The organism is Halorubrum rarum (assembly GCF_048380895.1).
Taxonomy (GTDB): Archaea; Halobacteriota; Halobacteria; order Halobacteriales; family Haloferacaceae; genus Halorubrum.
The window spans coordinates 80669-97373 of record NZ_JBLWMN010000010.1 but is presented as its reverse complement, the minus strand read 5'-3'; the positions used below and the strand labels follow the sequence as shown (position 1 = coordinate 97373).

Annotated in this window: 17 protein-coding genes; 6 read left to right on the top strand and 11 right to left on the bottom strand. The window is 63.2% G+C overall.

Going from position 1 to position 16705, the window contains the following annotated elements; all coding sequences use genetic code 11:
* Positions 1-16: 16 nt before the first annotated feature.
* Both ACNSN7_RS09790 and ACNSN7_RS09785 read right to left on the bottom strand, forming a co-directional pair.
* On the bottom strand, positions 17-2173 hold the full coding sequence (locus tag ACNSN7_RS09790) for a DHH family phosphoesterase (RefSeq protein ID WP_418282092.1): 2157 nt from the start codon (positions 2171-2173) through the stop codon (positions 17-19).
* Positions 2174-2250: 77 nt separating this feature from the next.
* Positions 2251-2868, bottom strand: a complete 618-nt coding sequence (locus ACNSN7_RS09785) for a YIP1 family protein (RefSeq protein WP_418282091.1) — start codon at positions 2866-2868, stop codon at positions 2251-2253.
* A 134-nt stretch (positions 2869-3002) separates the two neighbouring features.
* On the opposite strand from ACNSN7_RS09785, the gene ACNSN7_RS09780 reads away from it, so the two are divergent.
* Positions 3003-3455, top strand: a complete 453-nt coding sequence (locus ACNSN7_RS09780; protein WP_418282090.1) for a type IV pilin domain-containing protein — start codon at positions 3003-3005, stop codon at positions 3453-3455.
* Positions 3456-3495: 40 nt separating this feature from the next.
* On the opposite strand, the gene ACNSN7_RS09775 is transcribed toward ACNSN7_RS09780, so the two are convergent.
* Positions 3496-4629, bottom strand: a complete 1134-nt coding sequence (locus ACNSN7_RS09775; protein ID WP_418282089.1) for a Gfo/Idh/MocA family protein — start codon at positions 4627-4629, stop codon at positions 3496-3498.
* A gap of 310 nt (positions 4630-4939) precedes the next feature.
* On the opposite strand from ACNSN7_RS09775, the gene ACNSN7_RS09770 reads away from it, so the two are divergent.
* A complete protein-coding gene (locus tag ACNSN7_RS09770) occupies positions 4940-5854 on the top strand; it encodes a PspA/IM30 family protein (RefSeq protein ID WP_418282088.1) in 915 nt (304 codons plus the stop codon).
* An 86-nt stretch (positions 5855-5940) separates the two neighbouring features.
* Here the strand turns inward: ACNSN7_RS09770 and ACNSN7_RS09765 are convergent, their stop codons facing one another.
* The 3 genes from ACNSN7_RS09765 to ACNSN7_RS09755 form a co-directional block, all read right to left on the bottom strand.
* On the bottom strand, positions 5941-6987 hold the full coding sequence (locus tag ACNSN7_RS09765; protein WP_418282087.1) for a dipeptide epimerase: 1047 nt from the start codon (positions 6985-6987) through the stop codon (positions 5941-5943).
* Positions 6984-8039 carry an N-acetyltransferase DgcN family protein gene (locus ACNSN7_RS09760; protein ID WP_418282086.1) on the bottom strand — a complete coding sequence of 352 codons (1056 nt, stop codon included), beginning with the start codon at positions 8037-8039 and terminating at the stop codon, positions 6984-6986. Before ACNSN7_RS09760 ends, ACNSN7_RS09765 begins: the two co-directional genes overlap by 4 nt.
* A gap of 137 nt (positions 8040-8176) precedes the next feature.
* Positions 8177-8494 carry a DUF5785 family protein gene (locus ACNSN7_RS09755; RefSeq protein ID WP_418282085.1) on the bottom strand — a complete coding sequence of 106 codons (318 nt, stop codon included), beginning with the start codon at positions 8492-8494 and terminating at the stop codon, positions 8177-8179.
* Between the two features lie 92 nt (positions 8495-8586).
* Between ACNSN7_RS09755 and ACNSN7_RS09750 the strand changes: the two genes are divergently transcribed.
* Positions 8587-9054: a hypothetical protein gene (locus tag ACNSN7_RS09750; protein WP_418282084.1), complete on the top strand. Its 468-nt coding sequence runs from the start codon at positions 8587-8589 to the stop codon at positions 9052-9054.
* Positions 9055-9353: 299 nt separating this feature from the next.
* On the opposite strand, the gene ACNSN7_RS09745 is transcribed toward ACNSN7_RS09750, so the two are convergent.
* Positions 9354-10700 (bottom strand): hypothetical protein, encoded by a 1347-nt coding sequence (locus ACNSN7_RS09745; protein ID WP_418282083.1) that lies wholly within the window; start codon positions 10698-10700, stop codon positions 9354-9356.
* Between the two features lie 53 nt (positions 10701-10753).
* Here ACNSN7_RS09745 and ACNSN7_RS09740 point away from each other — a divergent pair, with 53 nt between their 5' ends.
* Entirely contained in the window at positions 10754-11458 is a 705-nt protein-coding gene (locus ACNSN7_RS09740; protein ID WP_418282082.1) for a DsbA family oxidoreductase, read from the top strand.
* 366 nt (positions 11459-11824) lie between these two features.
* On the opposite strand, the gene ACNSN7_RS09735 is transcribed toward ACNSN7_RS09740, so the two are convergent.
* Positions 11825-12088, bottom strand: coding sequence for a DUF7976 family protein (locus ACNSN7_RS09735; RefSeq protein ID WP_418282081.1), 264 nt, complete (start codon positions 12086-12088; stop codon positions 11825-11827).
* A gap of 10 nt (positions 12089-12098) precedes the next feature.
* A complete protein-coding gene (locus ACNSN7_RS09730) occupies positions 12099-13136 on the bottom strand; it encodes an Mrp/NBP35 family ATP-binding protein (RefSeq protein ID WP_418282080.1) in 1038 nt (345 codons plus the stop codon).
* 203 nt (positions 13137-13339) lie between these two features.
* On the opposite strand from ACNSN7_RS09730, the gene ACNSN7_RS09725 reads away from it, so the two are divergent.
* Positions 13340-14194 (top strand): response regulator, encoded by an 855-nt coding sequence (locus ACNSN7_RS09725; RefSeq protein ID WP_418282079.1) that lies wholly within the window; start codon positions 13340-13342, stop codon positions 14192-14194.
* Between the two features lie 11 nt (positions 14195-14205).
* Here ACNSN7_RS09725 and ACNSN7_RS09720 read toward each other — a convergent pair whose 3' ends face one another.
* Both ACNSN7_RS09720 and mvk read right to left on the bottom strand, forming a co-directional pair.
* The gene (locus ACNSN7_RS09720; RefSeq protein ID WP_418282078.1) at positions 14206-14988 is read right to left on the bottom strand and encodes an isopentenyl phosphate kinase; all 783 of its coding nucleotides are present in this window, start codon (positions 14986-14988) and stop codon (positions 14206-14208) included.
* The gene (gene mvk / locus ACNSN7_RS09715; RefSeq protein ID WP_418282077.1) at positions 14988-16004 is read right to left on the bottom strand and encodes a mevalonate kinase; all 1017 of its coding nucleotides are present in this window, start codon (positions 16002-16004) and stop codon (positions 14988-14990) included. The genes ACNSN7_RS09720 and mvk overlap by 1 nt, the downstream gene beginning before the upstream one ends.
* A 326-nt stretch (positions 16005-16330) precedes the next feature.
* Here mvk and ACNSN7_RS09710 point away from each other — a divergent pair, with 326 nt between their 5' ends.
* Positions 16331-16675: a DUF4870 domain-containing protein gene (locus tag ACNSN7_RS09710; RefSeq protein ID WP_418282076.1), complete on the top strand. Its 345-nt coding sequence runs from the start codon at positions 16331-16333 to the stop codon at positions 16673-16675.
* Positions 16676-16705: the final 30 nt, after the last annotated feature.

The window sequence follows — 16705 nt, the reverse complement described above, 5'->3', positions numbered from 1 at the left end:
CAGCCGTCGTTTCCGATTAAAACTGCTCGGCGACGGCAGCGACGACCGCGTCCTCGACGGCGTCCCGCTCGCCCGAGAGGAACTCGATCTTTCCCTCACGGAGACCGGCAGTGTCGATGTCGGCTGCTGGCGCGGTCTCTGCGGCCCGTGCGGCGACGTCGCGGATCGAGACGTCCGTGCTGGTCCGGACGTACAGCTCGTCGGTTCCGATGCCGATCGTCGCGAACGCGTCCCCGTTCTCGTGTCGTCGATGGAGATCGTCGAGCAGGAGCGATGTCGGCGGGAAATCGAAGCGGTGGGTGTACTTGTCCGTGTCGAGCACCGCGAACTCGACGCCGCCGACCGCCTCGGTGACGACGTTCTCGGTTGCGGTGTCGATCTCCGTTTCGAGCTTCTCGCGGAACTGCTCGGAGACGTGTGCCACGAGGTCACCGCCGTCCTCGAACAGGAGGTCGGCGATCAGTTCGCGTTTGTCCTGGTACGACTGGTAGTACGCCTCGAGCGCTATCGCTTCGCGGAGCTCCGCGACGCGCTCGACGTCGTAGCCGGCGTCGCGCGCGAGGTCGACGTAGCGATCCGGGGCGTTCTCCCAGTAGCTCACGGCCGGGAGGTGGACGAGCTCGTCGCGGACGTCGTCGTTGATCGCCGACGCCATCGAGGCGACGAGCGCGGTCGTCGAGAGGTTCTCGTCGACGGACGCGAGTTCGGGAGAGACGAGCGTGTCGACCGATTCGCGGGCCTCCGGGTCCGCGACCGCGGCGTCGACGACGACCGTATCGGCTCCGTACACCGAGAGGAGCCCGAGCCCGTCCTCGGACTCGACCGTGGACCCGGTTCCAACGAGTAAGAAGAGCGGGAGCTTCTCGTCGTGGCGGTCCCGGTCCTGTAACATCCGTGTCGCGTCGTTCGTCGCCGCGTCCATTCCGTAGACGGGATCCTCAAGCGGGCGGCGCGTGAAGTAGTGGTACTCCGCGTCGCTTTTCGCGTGCTCATCGCGGATCAGCGGGAGCACGGCGCGTTCGACGGCCGCCCCGGCGACGTAGCCGTCGGCCGTGGCGGGATGCCGAACGACGATGGGGCGGGACTCGAGCACCGCGCGGCGGACCGCCTCGGCGGCGTCCAACAGTCCCTCACCGAGTTCGGCGACGGCCTCGTCGCCACCGAGCGGCTGGAGCCCCTCGGGACGGGCCTTCGACGTGAGCGCCTCCGCGAGACGATGGCTCACCGTCGTCGCGTCCTCGCCCTCGAGTACGGCGAGGGCTTCGGTCTCAACCTGTATCTCTCCGCGCCGGCTCTCGACTTCGCCGTCCAGTCGGACGGTGTCACCGACCTCGACGTCCGGGTACGCTCGAACCCCGGCCTCGACGAACGCCGCGGCGTCGACGACGCCCGTCTCGTCGCGGATCTCGAAGATCGTCGGACCGCCGGTCTGGCGAACGCTCACGACCTCGCCCTCGAGACGGACCTCGTCGCCGACCGAGTCCGCGAGCGTCTCGACGCCGACGCGCTCGCGTTGGTCGTCCGACTCGGACTCCGCGCTCCCGTCGTCGTCGCGCTCGGTCTCCTCGTCGATCGCCGCTTCGTCGCCCGCTGCCTGCTCCGTCTCGTCGGTGTCCGTCTCGGCTGCTTGTTCCTCGTCCGAGTCGCTCGCGGTGGCGTCCTCGGCGGTGGCATCCTCGGCGACGGCGTCTGCCGACGCTTCAGTCGGTGATTCGTCGTCCTCGTGATCTCCGGTGGTCGGATCGTGGTCGGCCGAATCGTGGTCGGCCGAATCGTCGGTGTCGCGTTCGGACGCGTCCGGATCGCGGTCCGTCTCGCCGTCCTGAACGAGGACGCCACGGAACTCGCGTTCCGTCTGTCGGATCGACCACGCGAGGTCGATGTTTCCGTTGTCGCGGACGCCCTTGACCTGCACGAACACGTCGTCGCCGGGCTCCCAGTCGAGGCTGTCGAGGCGACGGTCGAGCTCCGAGCGGTGTAACAGACCGGTTACCCCGGGTGCGAGGTCGATGAACACGCCGAACTCGGCGTAGCCGTCCACGGTTCCGCGATAGAACCGGTTCGATACGAGCTGTTGCGGGGAGTTCCCGCGGAAGTCGAACACGACGTCCTCCTGGTGAGAGTCGCAGATGCGACCATCGACGGAGACGCCGCAGATGAGACACGAGCCCATTTGAGTACACTGAGTATCTCCCGCCTAAAACTGTTGTCGAAAGCCGCCCGAAGCGCTCCCGACGTTCGCCGCCGACACTACCAGCCGAAAACCGACCGAACCGCCGCGATCACGCGATATCCAACGCCGAACCCCAACAGCGCGGGCGGAACCCCGGCGATCAGCGTCCGAACCGGCGTCGTCCCGTGGACGATCCGGATCCCAACGACGAGGAGTGCCGCGGCGTACGCGCCACAGACGACGCGGAGCTCCGGGATCGGTGGTCCGGCGATCCCAAGCGGTGCGCTCGCGTACGCGACGATCTGGACGGTTTCGCTCACGCCACCCCGCTCTCTGAATCGGATGCCGTCGCGGCGCTCCACGCTGGCGACGAGAAGCGACACCACCGCGACGGCCGCGGTGAGATGCAGCCCGACGGGGGCCGCGAGCACGAGGACGACGGCGACGACGACGAGCGCGGACAACGGCACCGACTCCGTGATGTGGGGAACGACGGCCGGCTCGGTGAGGATCCAGCCGACGGTGAAGGCGGTCGCGACGACGACCGCGAACGTCAACCCGGGTGCTTGATCGCCCGGCGTGACGACGGTCGCGAAGAATCGCCGCGGACGGACGAGCACCTCGACCCACGCCCGAGCGATCCCTCGGAGTCCTCGTCCGCGACCGCGCTGCCGTGCGTCGGCACTCGGTGGCACGCCCGGTCGTTCGTGGCCGGAGAATAACGGGGTTCCGGTTCAGCCCTCGCGGATCGCTCCCTACCGATCTCCGTTATCCGTTTTGATACCTGGATGCCAAGCTCTTAGAGGAGCCGACTCGGAGCTGCTGGTGAATGCGCGGGTTCCGGGACGACGACAGAGGGTTTACGCCGATAGCAGGGGCCGGTCTACTGGTCGGTGTCGTCGTCCTTCTGTTGGCCGTCGTCGGGGCGGCGATGTTCGGGTTCATCGACGCGGTCGCGCCCCCGGACGCGGAGTTCCAGATCCAACACGACGGCGAGATGGTCATCACGTACGTCGAAGGAGAGCCGATCCCGGCGGAAGCCCTCCACGTGTACGGTACCGACCCCAACGAGGAGGTTCAGTTCGGCGGCTGGCCCACCGACGGGCTCGTTCGACCGGGGGAACGGATCGTCGTCGAGGCCGCGACCGGCAACGAGGAGATGGAGGTCGTGTGGAACCCGGTCGGGTTCGACCGATCGAAAACGCTCGGCGAGTACGACCCGGACGAAGCAGAGGTCGAAGGGTGGGACGTGGACGGCCTCGACGGCGGATACCCCGCCTGAACGATTCCCGACCCGATTCCGCGGCGGCTTCTCGCTCGGACTACTCGACGTCGACCCACTCGCCGCGTTCGTCGGCACGCTCGATCGCGTCGAGGACGCGCTGTACTTCGTATCCCTCCGCGAACGACGGCGAGAACTCGTCGCCCTCGGCGACCGCGGAGAGGAACTCGTAGTTCTCGTGAACGAACGTGTGCTCCCAGCCGATGACGTGTCCCGGCGGCCACCAGTGGTCGATGTACGGGTCGGACTCGTCGGTGACGAGCACGGTTTCGTACCCCCGGGAGTCCTCGCGGAGCACCTCTAGCTCGTTGAGTCGTTCCAAGGAGAACGTCAGGCTCCCCTTCGAGCCGTGTACCTCGATCGTGTGGTCGTTTTTATGCCCCGCCGCGAACCGGGACGCCTCGAAGCTCCCCATCGCGCCGGAGTCGTACGCGACCTGTGCGGTGTACGCGTCGTCGACGGTGACGTCGCGGTACTCCTCGACGTCGCCGTCGTCGTCGAGGACGGGACGCTCGTCGACGAACGTCCGAAGGTGTCCGGACACGCGATCGACACCGCCGACCTCGTCACCGACGAGGAAGTTCGCGAGATCGATCGTGTGCGCGCCGAGATCGCCGAGGGTCCCCGATCCTGCGAGCTCCGAATCCAGCCGCCACGCCCACGGTGCGTCGGGGTCGACGAGCCAGTCCTGGAGGTATCGGCCACGGATCTGTCGGATCTCGCCGAGTTCGCCGTCGGCGATCAGGTTCCGCGCGTAGCGGATCGCCGGGACGAATCGGTAGTTGAACGCGCACCCCGCGGGCACGTCCGCGTCCGCCGCGGCCTCGTGCATCGCCGACGCCTCCTCGAGAGTGGGTGCGAGCGGCTTCTCACAGAACACCGGCACGCCGGCCTCCAGCGCGGCGATCGACGGCTCCGCGTGGACGTGGTTCGGGCCGAGGTTGTAGAAGACATCGACCTCGTCGATCGCTGCTCCCCAGTCGGTCTCGGTGTGGGCGAAGCCGAATCGGTCGGCCGCCGCCGCGAGCGCCGCCTCGTCGCGCCCGACGAGCGTGTGCCGCTCGACGTCGGGCGCGTCCGGGAAGAACATCGGGAGTCGCGCCAGCGCGTTCGCGTGCGCTTTGCCCATGAATCGATACCCCAGCACGCCGATCTTCAGTGGTTCCGTTGTCATCGTTGGATGTGTCGTGCGTCGGTCGTCGAGATAGTCGCCGCGGTCGACGTGGTCCTCGCCGGGCCATGCGCGAGGGTGTACTACGGCCCGAGTGAACCGCCTCGGGGTCAAGCCCCGGGTATTGGCCTCGGCTATTGATAAATCATCAGGGTCCGTATGGTATTGTCCCGGACGCGTCGATCATTCCGCTGTTCGTCCGATCGGAGAGGTGGGCGTCCGATCGGAGAGGTGGGCGTCCGATCGGAGAGGTGGGCGTCCGACCGGAAAGGAACCACATGAGGTTTTAACGGGTGGAACGTGTATGGCGGGTATGGGAATCCTCTCTCGCGCCTCCTACGTCATCCGCTCGAAGGTGAACGCCCTCCTCAACCGTGCGGAGGACCCGACGGAGACGCTCGACTACTCGTATGAACAGATGCGCGACGAACTCCAGGACGTCAAACAGGGAATCGCGGACCTCACGACCCAGAAGAAACGGCTGGAGATCCAGAAGCGCAAGCTCGAAGAGAACATCGAGAAGCACAACCGGCAGGCGCGCGAGGCGGTCCAACAGGACCGAGACGACCTCGCGCGAAAGGCCCTCGAGAAGAAGAAATCGAAGATGAGCCAGATCGAGGAGCTGGAGGGTCAGATCGCGAATCTGAACGACACCCAGGATCAACTCGTCGACAAGAAGAACGACCTCCAGAGCCGGATCGAGGAGTTCCGCACCAAAAAGGAGACGATGAAGGCTCGCTACCAGGCGGCGGAGGCCTCCTCGCGCGTCTCCGAGGCGATGACCGGCGTCGGCGACGAGATGGAGGACGTCTCCCGCTCGATCGAACGCGCCGAGGAGCGGACCGAGGAGATGGAAGCGCGTGCGGAGGCGATGGACGAACTGCAGGACTCCGGCGCGTTCGAGGACGCGCTCTCGGATAAGGACGACATCGATCGCGAACTGGAGAGTCTCTCGACGAACAGCGAGGTCGACGCGGAACTCGAGACCCTGAAGGGTGAACTCGGCAAGGGCGGCGGAGCGAGCGCGTCCGAGCCCGCCGAAAGTGACGCCGAGATCGACGCCGAACTCGACGATATCGAGACGGAGATCGAGGAGACCAGCCTCGAAGCAGACCTCGACGAGGAGGGCGACGACGCCGATCCCGACGCGGACACCGACGACGCGGACGCCGACCTCGACGTGGAACTGGAGGAGTCGGAGGCCGACGTCGACGAGCCGCGTAACTGACCGCTCTCACGAGGGTTCTCGCGAGGTTCGGGATATTGACGTTCGACGCGAAGAGCCGAAGCGTCCGAAGAATCGTGGCGACGTTTTTAACTGTCCTTTCCGACCGCACCGGTCCCGGCCCGCTCCTGTTCACCGAGTCGGAGCGCTCCTCCTTCGAGGTCGACGCCGTCGTAGGGGTCGTCCGCCAGCAGTAACGATCCGTCGAGATCCGCGTGATCGAGAAGCGGCGCGAGCTGTGTGCCCGCGGCGATCGACGCGTTCGTCTCGATCATACAGCCGAGCATGACCTCCAGTCCGTGTGCTCGGGCGGTCGAGATCATGCGTCGAGCCTCCAGGAGACCACCCGTCTTCATCAGTTTCAGGTTCGCGATGTCACAGCGGTCCGCGATCGCCGGCACGTCCGACAGCGTGACACAGGACTCGTCTGCCGCGATGGGGAGCGCGGAGCGCTCGTACGCGAACCGAAGGCCTTCCGGGTCCTCGGCGGGCACCGGCTGTTCGATGAACTCCACGCCGCGCTCGGCGAGCCACTCGCTGTTTTCGACGGTCTCCTTGGGGGTCCACGCCTCGTTGGCGTCGATCCGGAGCGCTGCGTCGGGGGCGGCGTCCCGTACCGCATCGACCAGTTCCCGGTCGCGGTCCGTGCCGAGCTTGATCTTCAGGATCGGGTATCCCGCCTCGACCGCGGACGCGGCCTTCTCACGGACGCGATCCGTGGTGTCGAGCCCGATCGTATAGGAGGTGTTCGGAGCCTCCGACGGGTCCAGCCCCCACATCCGGTACAGCGGGACGCCGAGTCGCTTGGCGGCGAGATCGTGGACCGCGATCGACACCGCACACCGTGCGGCCGGGTTAGCACGAACCGTCTCGCGCATCCGCGCTTCGATCTCGTGGACCGCGTGTGGATCGCCGACGTCCTCGACGACCGAGAGCAGCTCCGGAAGCACCGCCGCCGCGGTCTCGGTGGTCTCGCCGTAATGCGCCGTTGGTGCCGCCCCGCCGACGCCCGTCATCCCTCCGTCGTCGGTGACGCGAACGATCAGGTTCTCGGCGTCGGTCTGGGTGCCCCGCGAGATCGTAAACGGGTGAGCGAGTTCGACGGAGACACGCTCGAACGTCGCCGAGAGACTCATCCGTCCAGTACCTCGTCGACGATCCCGTCGACGATCCGGTCGGCTCCGTCACGAACCGGGTCCGCGGACGGGACGCCGACGTCGGTCGAATACGCCTCGACCGCCTCGGCGGCCGCATCGCCGTCATCGACGTCTTTCGTGTTCAACGCGCCGGCGACGACTGCCGTCTCGTGAACCGGGGCCGCCAGGCGCTCGTACAGCTCCACGTACTCCGGAACGGGCGGGAGATCGAACGACTCGTACCCGTGAACGACCTCGCGGCCGGCGGCGTGACAGAGGACGAGTCCGTCGGCCATCGATCCGTGGAGGATCCCGCAAGTGACCGCCGAGTACGCGGGGTGAATGATGCTGCCCTGCCCCTCGACGACGAGCAGGTCGTGGTCGTCGCCCAGTTCCAGGATCATCTCCTCGACCGCGCCCGCCGTGAAATCGGAGATGACGCGATCGATCGGGTTCCCCCATCCGGCGATCATGATCCCGGTCTGTCCGGTCGGAACGAACGCGGCGTCGATACCGCGCTCGCGGGCCGTCTCGACTATCTCCAACGACGCCGTCATCTTCCCGACCGAGCAGTCGGTTCCGACCGTACACACCACGCGTGCGTCGACGTCGGCGGACGACCCCGTCGCGACGGTGAGGTCGTCGTGCGGTTCACGGACGTCACGCAGCTCGACCCCGTGTTCCGCGGCGAGCCGCGAGAGCTCCTCGTCGTCGTTTAAAAAGTAGTGGAGGCCGCTCACGACGTCACAACCCGACTCGATCGCCGCCCGAACGTCGTCGCGCCAGGACTCGTCGAACCCGCCGCCGATCGGCGCGATGCCGATGTACAGGGCATCGACGTCCCCGTCAGCGGCCTCGTACGCGTCCGAAAACGAGGAGACGATCGGCGCGTCGTCGATGTCGGGAACATGGTCGTGAACGCGCTCTCCCGGTCGGTCCCTGTCGAGAACCGCCTCGACCGACTGATCGCCGTATCGCATCACGCCGAGTGCGGTCTTCGCGCGCTCGGGGAACTTCTCGTGCGCCAGGATGACGATCCGCTCGTGGGTCATACTCGATCGGTTGCCCTGCCTCGACTTAAAAGAGGCGAGGTCGGGGCGGGCTGCAGGCTTCGACGATAGTGCTGCCGTCGATCAGTGTCGTCCCGCGATCGGAGCGGGTCGGTCGACGCTATGCCGGGCCGTCGACGCTATGCCGGGCCGTCGACGAACCGGTCTGCACCCTCGTAGAACCAGTAGCCACCCTCGCGCATCGCGCGGCCGAGCTCCTGGTGGAACTCGATGAAGTCGTCGAACTCCGCTTTCTCGACGTGCTCGAAGATCTCCTCGACGGAAACGACTGTCTCGAAATCGATCCGGATCGGGTGATCGCCGAACTCCTCGACGTAGTCGGCTGCGGTAAGCGGGAAGTCCTCCTCCTCGTTGATCTTCTTCGCGAGGACGGCGTGGCCGTACTGCCGCATGCCCTCGCTCCCCTGCTCGCCATCGGGGTCGTGTGGCCAGTCCATACGGCGGCGTTCGCCCGGCCCCGGCATAGTCGTTACGTTCGCGCGCGTCGACCGCCCCAAAACCTACCGGCCTCGACCGCCGATCCGGACGCATGCGCCGCCGAACGCTGCTTGCCGCCGCCCCCAGTGTCTCGACTGTCTCGATTTGCGCCCTCGCCGGCTGTACTCGGCCGCCGTGGCGCGACGGCGTCGCTGCCGAGTCGATCGCTGAGGTGACGTTTCGAGAGGGGTTCTCCCCGTCACACGACGACGCGTTCGCGCTCGGCCACGAGGAACGACCGCCCGTCGAGACGGTTCACGAGGTCGTGGACCTGACCGACGAGTCGCCGCCACGGATCCTGATCTGCGGCCGGATCGTCGGTCAACACCCTTCCTGTTTCGAGGTCACGCTCCGGCGGGCGGAGGTGATCGACGACGTACTGGAGGTGGTCGTCGTCGGTCGGGTGACTGAGGAGCCCTGTGCGGACGTCGCGGTCGCCCACCCGTTCGAGGTCGTATTTACCTTCGACTCTCCGGAGGACGCACCCAGCGCGGTCGAACTGGTCGGATTCGACGAGTAGTGTCGAAAGAGACGCCATCCGTCCTCTCCACGATGACGCATCCGCTCGCCGGTGCCGTACGCCGGCGACGGAGCGATCGAGGAGTGAGGTGTGAAGCGAGTACGCTGCTGAGATCCTCAGAAGGTGACTTATTCGACCTGGGTGCGGTCAACACAGGGAACCCACGTACCGATCAACTCGTAGAATTATTCACTATCTATCAAGAATGCAGTGCAAGATACAGAGGTTGGAGGCAGCATAGACACCGTGCTTACTACGCTCCCGACTATTGATTCAGCATGTGGTACGTGAACACATATTTACCACTCTACGGCATCCTCAATTTGATAGAATGTCCTTTGGACGGGATAGAAGTTCCGTGGAGTCATTTGATCTACAGGTAGGCCTGATGAATCAGTTGGGATTTGCCAGTACCCCGTTTCTATAGATTGTTGGGATTCCTTGATCCATTCAATGCACTTCTTTTTTTCAGTGCTATATTTTGCTGGATCGGGCCAACGAGACTTTGTAATAGAATCTTGATCAAGGTCAAAGTTGATGTCATTCTCAGAGAGTTCATCCCACAACGCAAGGCAACAAAGAGTTACTACAACAGCCCCCATAGCCATTGTACTATCTTCTCCATGAATATTGGAACTACGTTGTTTGTATAATGCCCAGAAAAAGCTATCAAACTTCTTTAGCTCTTTTTCGTCTAATCCCCTGAATTTATTGGCTAATTTTGAATAACTATATTTTGTCTGAGTCAGGTCATCAATTTCTTTGAGGGTTTGTTTGACAATAGGTAAAGTATTATTTTGAGACTTCCATAGGTCTAAGGCCTGAAACAATGTTGCTGATCTAACATTATTTAGTTTGTTGCCAGAGGGGAACTGGTGTGACCCGTAACCTTTCTTGACAGTTCCATCATCGTTTAACGCATCACAACGTCGGCGCACAAGCCCCTCAAGTACAGAAAATCCAACGCTGGTAGCATACTTCAGGCCGAAATCTCTTTGAACGCCCAAAAAGCTGGGATTTAGATGATAAAACCGCTTTTTTAATTCCATCGAGTACTCTCCTTCTCGTACTGGAAGCAGCATATTATGTAAAAGTGTGAAGAAATCACGAAGAACTGGCCGATATTCTTCCCCCCAAACATAAGGAGCGTTCCGGCTGGGTCGGCTCACCGAACTCTTGACCGGGATGTTTCCCCTCCCTGCCGATGATCCAGCCGTGTGGAACATCCGATGGCCCCACGGATGTTTCGCTGTGAGATACCTGAAAAACGCACCAGTCCATCCCCAATATAGGTAGTGATCACCGGGAACGAGAATCTGGTTCGAGGACAGAACCGCATCAGATAAGAACAGTGGGAGTCGCCTGAAATCATCGACCTCTAATTCATGTACTGGCATTCTACCTTGGATATTTCCAACATTTCCTCCTCGAATAAATGAGAATGATGACTTAGGTGGCAATAATTGAGCATATGGAGGAACCTGCACCCATATGGTATCTGTGTTAAATAGCAGACTTCCACCTTCTGGCCCCTCTGGCATCTCGCCGATAAAGATCTGCTCTTCTGGATCAAGTTTATCAGTATCGTTTTCTTCTATATACCGCTTGAATTGTGTACTAATCACATCTTCGTGCGGTGACTTCATTACATAAGGTACGCTGAACAATACTAATTAATGTGGTCCTCATTCGGACTACTATGGGAAATAAACGGCCAGCACGAACATTAGTTCTCTATACAGATTACTGTTGTCCGTTTAGTTATATTATGAAAAATATCGTTGATAGGTACATAGACACAGCTATTTTCCCGCCAGATATAGAGTACCGCTTCTTTGATCTAAGAGAGCCAATCCGGACATCATCTGGAAATCTTGATTGGTCTCAAGATCAAGCACGAGAAGACTACTTCCAAGAAGTTAGAGTTGGAGTTGACATTCTTAGGGAACAACGAGGAGTATTTTTAGCCAAAGATACTTGCTTAAAAGTCAATTCTAAACCGGCTCATAAAATATCGTACTTTATCAAACAAAACTATCCTAAGTCTGTTTTTGAGGCGGTCCACGATTGTATTTTTCGCAGGCTTTGGCGTGGGAAAGCTGATATTAGTCAACGTAATGAATTAGAAGATGTACTAAAGGAATCTGGCATCAATGAGGAGAAGGTCGACGACATCTTAGATGATGACGATGTTGAAAAAGACCTTTCTGCCTATTTCCGGCGTGTGAAACAGAATATCCCCAGATCATCTCCTACATTGGTATACCAAGAACAAACCATTTCTGGCGCAATATCGCTTGGTGACGTCCGCCGTCTCGTTAAATTCGCCAAGGGTCATCCAGCAGATGAATTTGGTCTAAACCTCATTCCTCACTATATGCTCCCACAGCATCATAGGCAGTGATGATTTTCCACTAACAGTAGTGACCATTCCGAGCAGACGTTTTCCGTAAAATCACCGTGGAAGATACGCGCCTTGTATCTCGCACCGCGATCGGAACACCTAGTTGAATCGATAAAATACTCGGTAGCCAATACGCAGCTCTCATCGACCGGCTGTTTCATGATGTGTTATATTTAAAATAATACTTCAACGGAGCCGAGCGTATGAGACGTGAGGTATCGCCGTACAGTTCCCCACTCGAACGCCGGGCAGTCCCCACATTCTACAGGCGGGGCAGGCCGAGTGTCTCGGGGTCGTCCGAGAATTTTCGATTCCCGGGATGACGAGACGCCAAAGGCGTCTCGAACCACTTGACCCCGAGGCGGTTCACCGGTTCAGTCCGCCCCGTTCGTTGATCCGCATGATGTGGCGCACGTTGCGGTATATCTCCTCCGGCGACGTGACCTCCTCGGGATCGTACAGGTCCGAGACGCGATACAGGACCGCCGAGAGCTGTTTGCTCTCGGAGCTGTCGGTCCGGACGTCGTCGGCGATCTCCCGGATCAACTCCCGTCGCTCCTCGTCCGCGGTGAACTCCGCGTTCGGGTCGTCGATCCCGCTGTCGGGTTCGTCGTCGGGTTCGTCGGTCATCGGTCGGACCTCAACGACGGCTGCTCGCGTCCCGCCGACGCACGACGCCGGCGTTGTTCGCGACGTTCTCGACGATCAGCTTGAACGCGTCCGCGGTGTCGCCCTCCTCCAACACGATCGGCTTCCCCTCGTCGCCGCCGGTCCGGACGCTGGGGTCGAGGGGGACGCCACCGAGATACGGGAGCTCCTGTTCGTCCGCGAGTGCCTTCCCGCCGCCCGAACCGAATATCTCGTGGAACCCGCCGCAGTCCGGACAGTTGAAACCGGACATGTTCTCGGCGATCCCGAGGACGTTCGTGTCGTGTTTGCCGAACATCCGCAGCCCCTTTATCGCGTCGTCGAGCGCGACCTGCTGGGGCGTCGTGACGATGACGGCTCCCGTCAGGGGAAGCGTCTGGAGGATCGTCAGCTGCGTGTCGCCGGTCCCCGGCGGGAGGTCCATCACGAGATAGTCGAGCTCCCCCCACTCGACGTCCTCGACGAGCTGCGTGAGAATCTTGTGAACCATCGGACCGCGCCAGATGACCGGGTCGTCCTCGCCGGTGATGAAGTCCATGCTCATCAGCTTCACCCCGTATCGCTCGGGCGGCGTAATGCGTTCGCCGTCGGTGTGCGGACGGTCTTCCGCGGCAACCATCCGCGGTACGTTGGGTCCGTACACGTCGGCGTCGAACAGGCCGACGCGCGCGCCGAGTTCGGACAGGCCGGCGGCGATGTTGACGGACATCGTCGACTTCCCAACGCCGCCCTTCCCGGAGGCGACCGCGATGACGTTTTTCACGCCCGGGAGAACCTGTTCGGACGGCGCGACGTCGCTCGGGATCGCCGCCGACAGCTCCGCGTCGAGTCCGGCATCGGAGAGGACTGCCCGTACGTCGTCCGCGATCGCCGACTCGTGTGGCGCGAACGGGGCACCGAGCGCGAGCGAGACGCGTGCAGTCTCTCCGTCCAGTTCGACGTCGTTCACCAGTCCCAGCGACACGATGTCGTCTCCGAGGTCCGGGTCCTGTACGTCACGGAGGAGTTCCCGTACGCCGTCTTCGTCCATGCGTGAACCCAGGCGAGTGGGCCGAATAAGAGTTCTGTACGGAACGGCTCTGCAACGATCGAGACGCCGGTGGCGTCCCGAACCACTGGGACCGAGGTGATTGAGAGATCCGTGTTGCCGGTGTTTTAAGAGAGGCGAATGCGTGTGGCTCGTCATGAACTGTCGCGGCCGCGAACCGACAGACGCCCCCGGAGTCCGATCCGATGGGTGACGCCGACGATCGACGGGACGTCGGCCGGGACACAGTCGATGGGGGCACAGTCGATCGGAGTACGGGCGGCACGTCCCTCGACGATCCGATACCGGACGGCGAGATACGGCTGCTCCACGTCGAGGACGACGCCGCGTTCGTGGATCTCACGAGAGAGTACCTCTCCCGACTGGCACCGGGGATAGACCACACGTCCGTTCCGAGCGTCGAACGCGCTCGTGATCTGTTCGAGCCGGAACCGTTCGACGTCGTCGTCTGCGATCACGACCTCCCCGACGGGACCGGGATCGACGTCCTCGAACACGTCCGTGACGTCGATACGGAGTTCCCGTTCATCCTCTTTACCGGCAAGGGGAGCGAGGAGATCGCGAGCCGTGCGATCTCAGCCGGCGTCACCGACTACATCCAGAAGCACGGCGGAACCGACCGGTACGAGGTGCTCGCCAACAGGGTTCACAACGCGGTCGAGCGGTACCGACTCACGAGACAGGTCGAACGCGGGATCGCGGCGCTGGAGGCAGCCAGCGAGCCGATCGGGATCCTCGACGACGACGGAACCTACCTGTTCGCGAACGAAGCGTACGCGTCCGTGTACGGACTCGATCCCGCCGATCTCGTCGGTACCCACTGGGAGCGACTGTATCCCGACGACGAGGTCGAGCGGTTCTCAGAGGACATTCTCCCGACGCTGACGACCGAGGGGTACTGGCACGGCAGGGCGATCGGTCGCCACGTCGACGGGACGAGAGTCCGTGAGCGACTCGCGTTGACGCACACCGCCGACGGCGGGCACGTCTGTATCATCCGGGACACCGAGTCGGTCTCCGAACCGGCCGACCAGCCGTGACGATCGGCGGATCAGTCGATCCGCGTTCCCGGCTCCGCCCCTCGAAGGAACGCAGCCAAGCCGTCGGACCCGAACACGTACGCCGGGGCGTCCAGCGCCAGCAGTTCGCGTACCTTTCCGGCCATCCCGCCGGAGACGTCGGTGGCGTCGCTCGCACCCAGCAGGTCCGCGACCGCTTCGAACGCGTCGATCCGTGGAATGACCTCGTCGTTCGCGTCGAGGACGCCGGGAACCGTCGAACAGACGCCGACCCGGTCCGCATCGAGGCCGTGAGCGAGCTCGACGACGAGCTCGTCGCCGGACACGACCGTGACTCCCTCGTCCGCGGTCGCGACGCCATCCCCGTGGAGAACCGGGACGAACCCTTCACCGAGCAACGTCTCGGTCGAGCCGGTCGGAAGATCGAGCGTGCCGCCCGAACCCTCCGGCCGTGCTGACAGCGAGAAGGGGTGAACCGGAACCGCCGGGACGTCCCGCTCGTGCAGCCTGGAGAGCACGAACCGGTTCAGCGTCGTCATCGCGCCGTGTACGTCCATCACCGCTGCGGCGTCGTGGGTCCCCGATGTCGTCGACAGTCCGTGTTCGCTGGCGTGGTGGTGCCCGAAGCTCCCACCGCCGTGGACGACGACAAGTTTCCCGACGTCAGCCTCGGCTATCGCGGTCGCGATCGCGTCGCATGCGGCCGACAGCGCCGGCCCGTCGAGCGTCTCCGGTCGGTCCTTCTCCGTGATCAGGCTTCCGCCGAGTTTGACGACGACGGTGTCCCCGCGGTCGCTCGCATCCGTCCCGGCCATTACGCTTCCTCCACTCGGACCCCTTCGGTCGCGAGTTCGGCGCGGAACGCGTCCTCGCACCCCTGTGTAAACGAGAGCGCGGTCTCGGTCTCGGTCGAGGCGTCGAGCGCGACGATACATCCGCCACCGCCCGCACCGGTGAGCTTCGCACCGTGTGCGCCCGCGTCCCGGGCGGCCCACACCATCGTGTCGAGCGACCGCGCTGAGACGCCGAGCGCGGAGAGCAGGCCGTGGTTGAAGTCCATCAGTTCCCCGAGATCATCGAGCAGTTGACGGGGGGGATCCGCGCCCGGAACGGCGCTCGAGAGGAGCTGCTCGCCCTCCCTGACGACGTCACCGATCGACCGGACGGTGTCGGCGGCGAACCGGTACTCGTCTTTCAGCCGTCTGACCCCGGCGACGAGCTCGCCCGTGTCACCCGCTCCCCCGTCGAAGCCGACGACGAACGGGAGGTTCGGTGCGTCGATCGGCTCGCAGTCGTCGCCTTCGACGCGGACCGCACCGCCCATCGTCGAGCAGAACGTGTCCGCCCGCGAGGCCTGCCCGTCCTGGACCTCGAACTCCGCACGATAGGCGCGGTCCGCTAACTCACGACGGTCGAGCGGCTCACCGAGCGCCCGCGTCGCCGCGTCGATCCCCGCGACGACGACGGCGGCGGACGAACCCAACCCTGCGCCGAGCGGGATCTCGCTTTCGACGGTGATGTCGAAGCCGGCGTCCGGCGCGTCCGCGGCGGCACGCGCCTGTCGGACTGCGGCGTCGACGTAGCCCATCGCCGCCTCGACGAGCGGCGTCGGCACGTCGACGTCCGGATGGGCTCCCGTTCCACCCGCGTACTCGACGGTGAACCCGTCGAGCGAGAGGTCCTCGGCCTCGACGCGAACGTGGTCGTCCGAACGCGGTTCGGCGGTGACGCGAGCGCGGCGCTCGATGGCCGCAGGCACCGCGGGCTCGCCGTAGACGACGGCGTGTTCGCCGAAGAGGTACACCTTCCCCGGCGCTTCACAGACGGTCATACCCGTACTCTCCGGCCGGGACCATACAGGCGTTGCGCTTGGCCTCTCCGATCGCTGGTGTCGTGTGACTCACACCCACGTCTACTACTCCCGAGGGGTTTATATTCACCGCGCTACGCTGTACATGTAGTGATGGTTCCGTCGTCTCCGACGGCGGACATCACCCTGGGGAACTGGGGAATGGACGCACGCCCTCGCGTCTACTCGATCCGGCGGGCCGGGGAACCCACCGGATCGTTTCGCGTAACCGTCAACTGCGAGCCTGCCCGCCGTCGATCGTGTCGGCGACGGGAACGTTTATACCGCTGAGCAAGGATCACGGGGATATGTCGCACGCACCCTCCACCGGCGAGACGGCGACTGCTCCCGGGAACACGACGATGGCGGCGCTCACACACGTACTCGCGTTGTTCACGTGGGTGCTTGGCCCGCTCGTCGTCCTTCTCGTTACCGAAGACGAGTTCGTCAAGGAGAACGCCCGGAACGCGCTTAACTGGCAGATATCGCTGACGATATACACCATCGTGTCGTTGATACTGGTGTTTCTCGTCGTCGGGATCGTCGGACTGCTCGTGCTCGGACTGCTCGATCTCGTGTTCATCGTCATCGCGACGGTGAAAGCCGCCGACGGCGAGGCGTGGAGCTACCCGATCACGATCGATCTGGTGTAGCCGCCGTCTCCGGACACGACGTCGCCGCTT

Excerpts from the sequence above, each read along its gene's own strand:
- mvk (WP_418282077.1), bottom strand. The coding sequence starts at position 16,004 with ATGACCGTCTGTGAAGCGCCGGGGAAGGTGTACCTCTTCGGCGAACAC.
- ACNSN7_RS09755 (WP_418282085.1), bottom strand. The coding sequence starts at position 8,494 with ATGGACTGGCCACACGACCCCGATGGCGAGCAGGGGAGCGAGGGCATG.
- ACNSN7_RS09765 (WP_418282087.1), bottom strand. The coding sequence starts at position 6,987 with ATGAGTCTCTCGGCGACGTTCGAGCGTGTCTCCGTCGAACTCGCTCAC.
- ACNSN7_RS09770 (WP_418282088.1), top strand. The coding sequence starts at position 4,940 with ATGGGAATCCTCTCTCGCGCCTCCTACGTCATCCGCTCGAAGGTGAAC.
- ACNSN7_RS09775 (WP_418282089.1), bottom strand. The coding sequence starts at position 4,629 with ATGACAACGGAACCACTGAAGATCGGCGTGCTGGGGTATCGATTCATG.
- ACNSN7_RS09745 (WP_418282083.1), bottom strand. The coding sequence starts at position 10,700 with ATGAAGTCACCGCACGAAGATGTGATTAGTACACAATTCAAGCGGTAT.
- ACNSN7_RS09735 (WP_418282081.1), bottom strand. The coding sequence starts at position 12,088 with ATGACCGACGAACCCGACGACGAACCCGACAGCGGGATCGACGACCCG.
- ACNSN7_RS09750 (WP_418282084.1), top strand. The coding sequence starts at position 8,587 with ATGCGCCGCCGAACGCTGCTTGCCGCCGCCCCCAGTGTCTCGACTGTC.
- ACNSN7_RS09740 (WP_418282082.1), top strand. The coding sequence starts at position 10,754 with ATGGGAAATAAACGGCCAGCACGAACATTAGTTCTCTATACAGATTAC.
- ACNSN7_RS09710 (WP_418282076.1), top strand. The coding sequence starts at position 16,331 with ATGTCGCACGCACCCTCCACCGGCGAGACGGCGACTGCTCCCGGGAAC.
- ACNSN7_RS09725 (WP_418282079.1), top strand. The coding sequence starts at position 13,340 with ATGGGTGACGCCGACGATCGACGGGACGTCGGCCGGGACACAGTCGAT.
- ACNSN7_RS09730 (WP_418282080.1), bottom strand. The coding sequence starts at position 13,136 with ATGGACGAAGACGGCGTACGGGAACTCCTCCGTGACGTACAGGACCCG.
- ACNSN7_RS09720 (WP_418282078.1), bottom strand. The coding sequence starts at position 14,988 with ATGGCCGGGACGGATGCGAGCGACCGCGGGGACACCGTCGTCGTCAAA.
- ACNSN7_RS09780 (WP_418282090.1), top strand. The coding sequence starts at position 3,003 with ATGCGCGGGTTCCGGGACGACGACAGAGGGTTTACGCCGATAGCAGGG.
- ACNSN7_RS09790 (WP_418282092.1), bottom strand. The coding sequence starts at position 2,173 with ATGGGCTCGTGTCTCATCTGCGGCGTCTCCGTCGATGGTCGCATCTGC.
- ACNSN7_RS09760 (WP_418282086.1), bottom strand. The coding sequence starts at position 8,039 with ATGACCCACGAGCGGATCGTCATCCTGGCGCACGAGAAGTTCCCCGAG.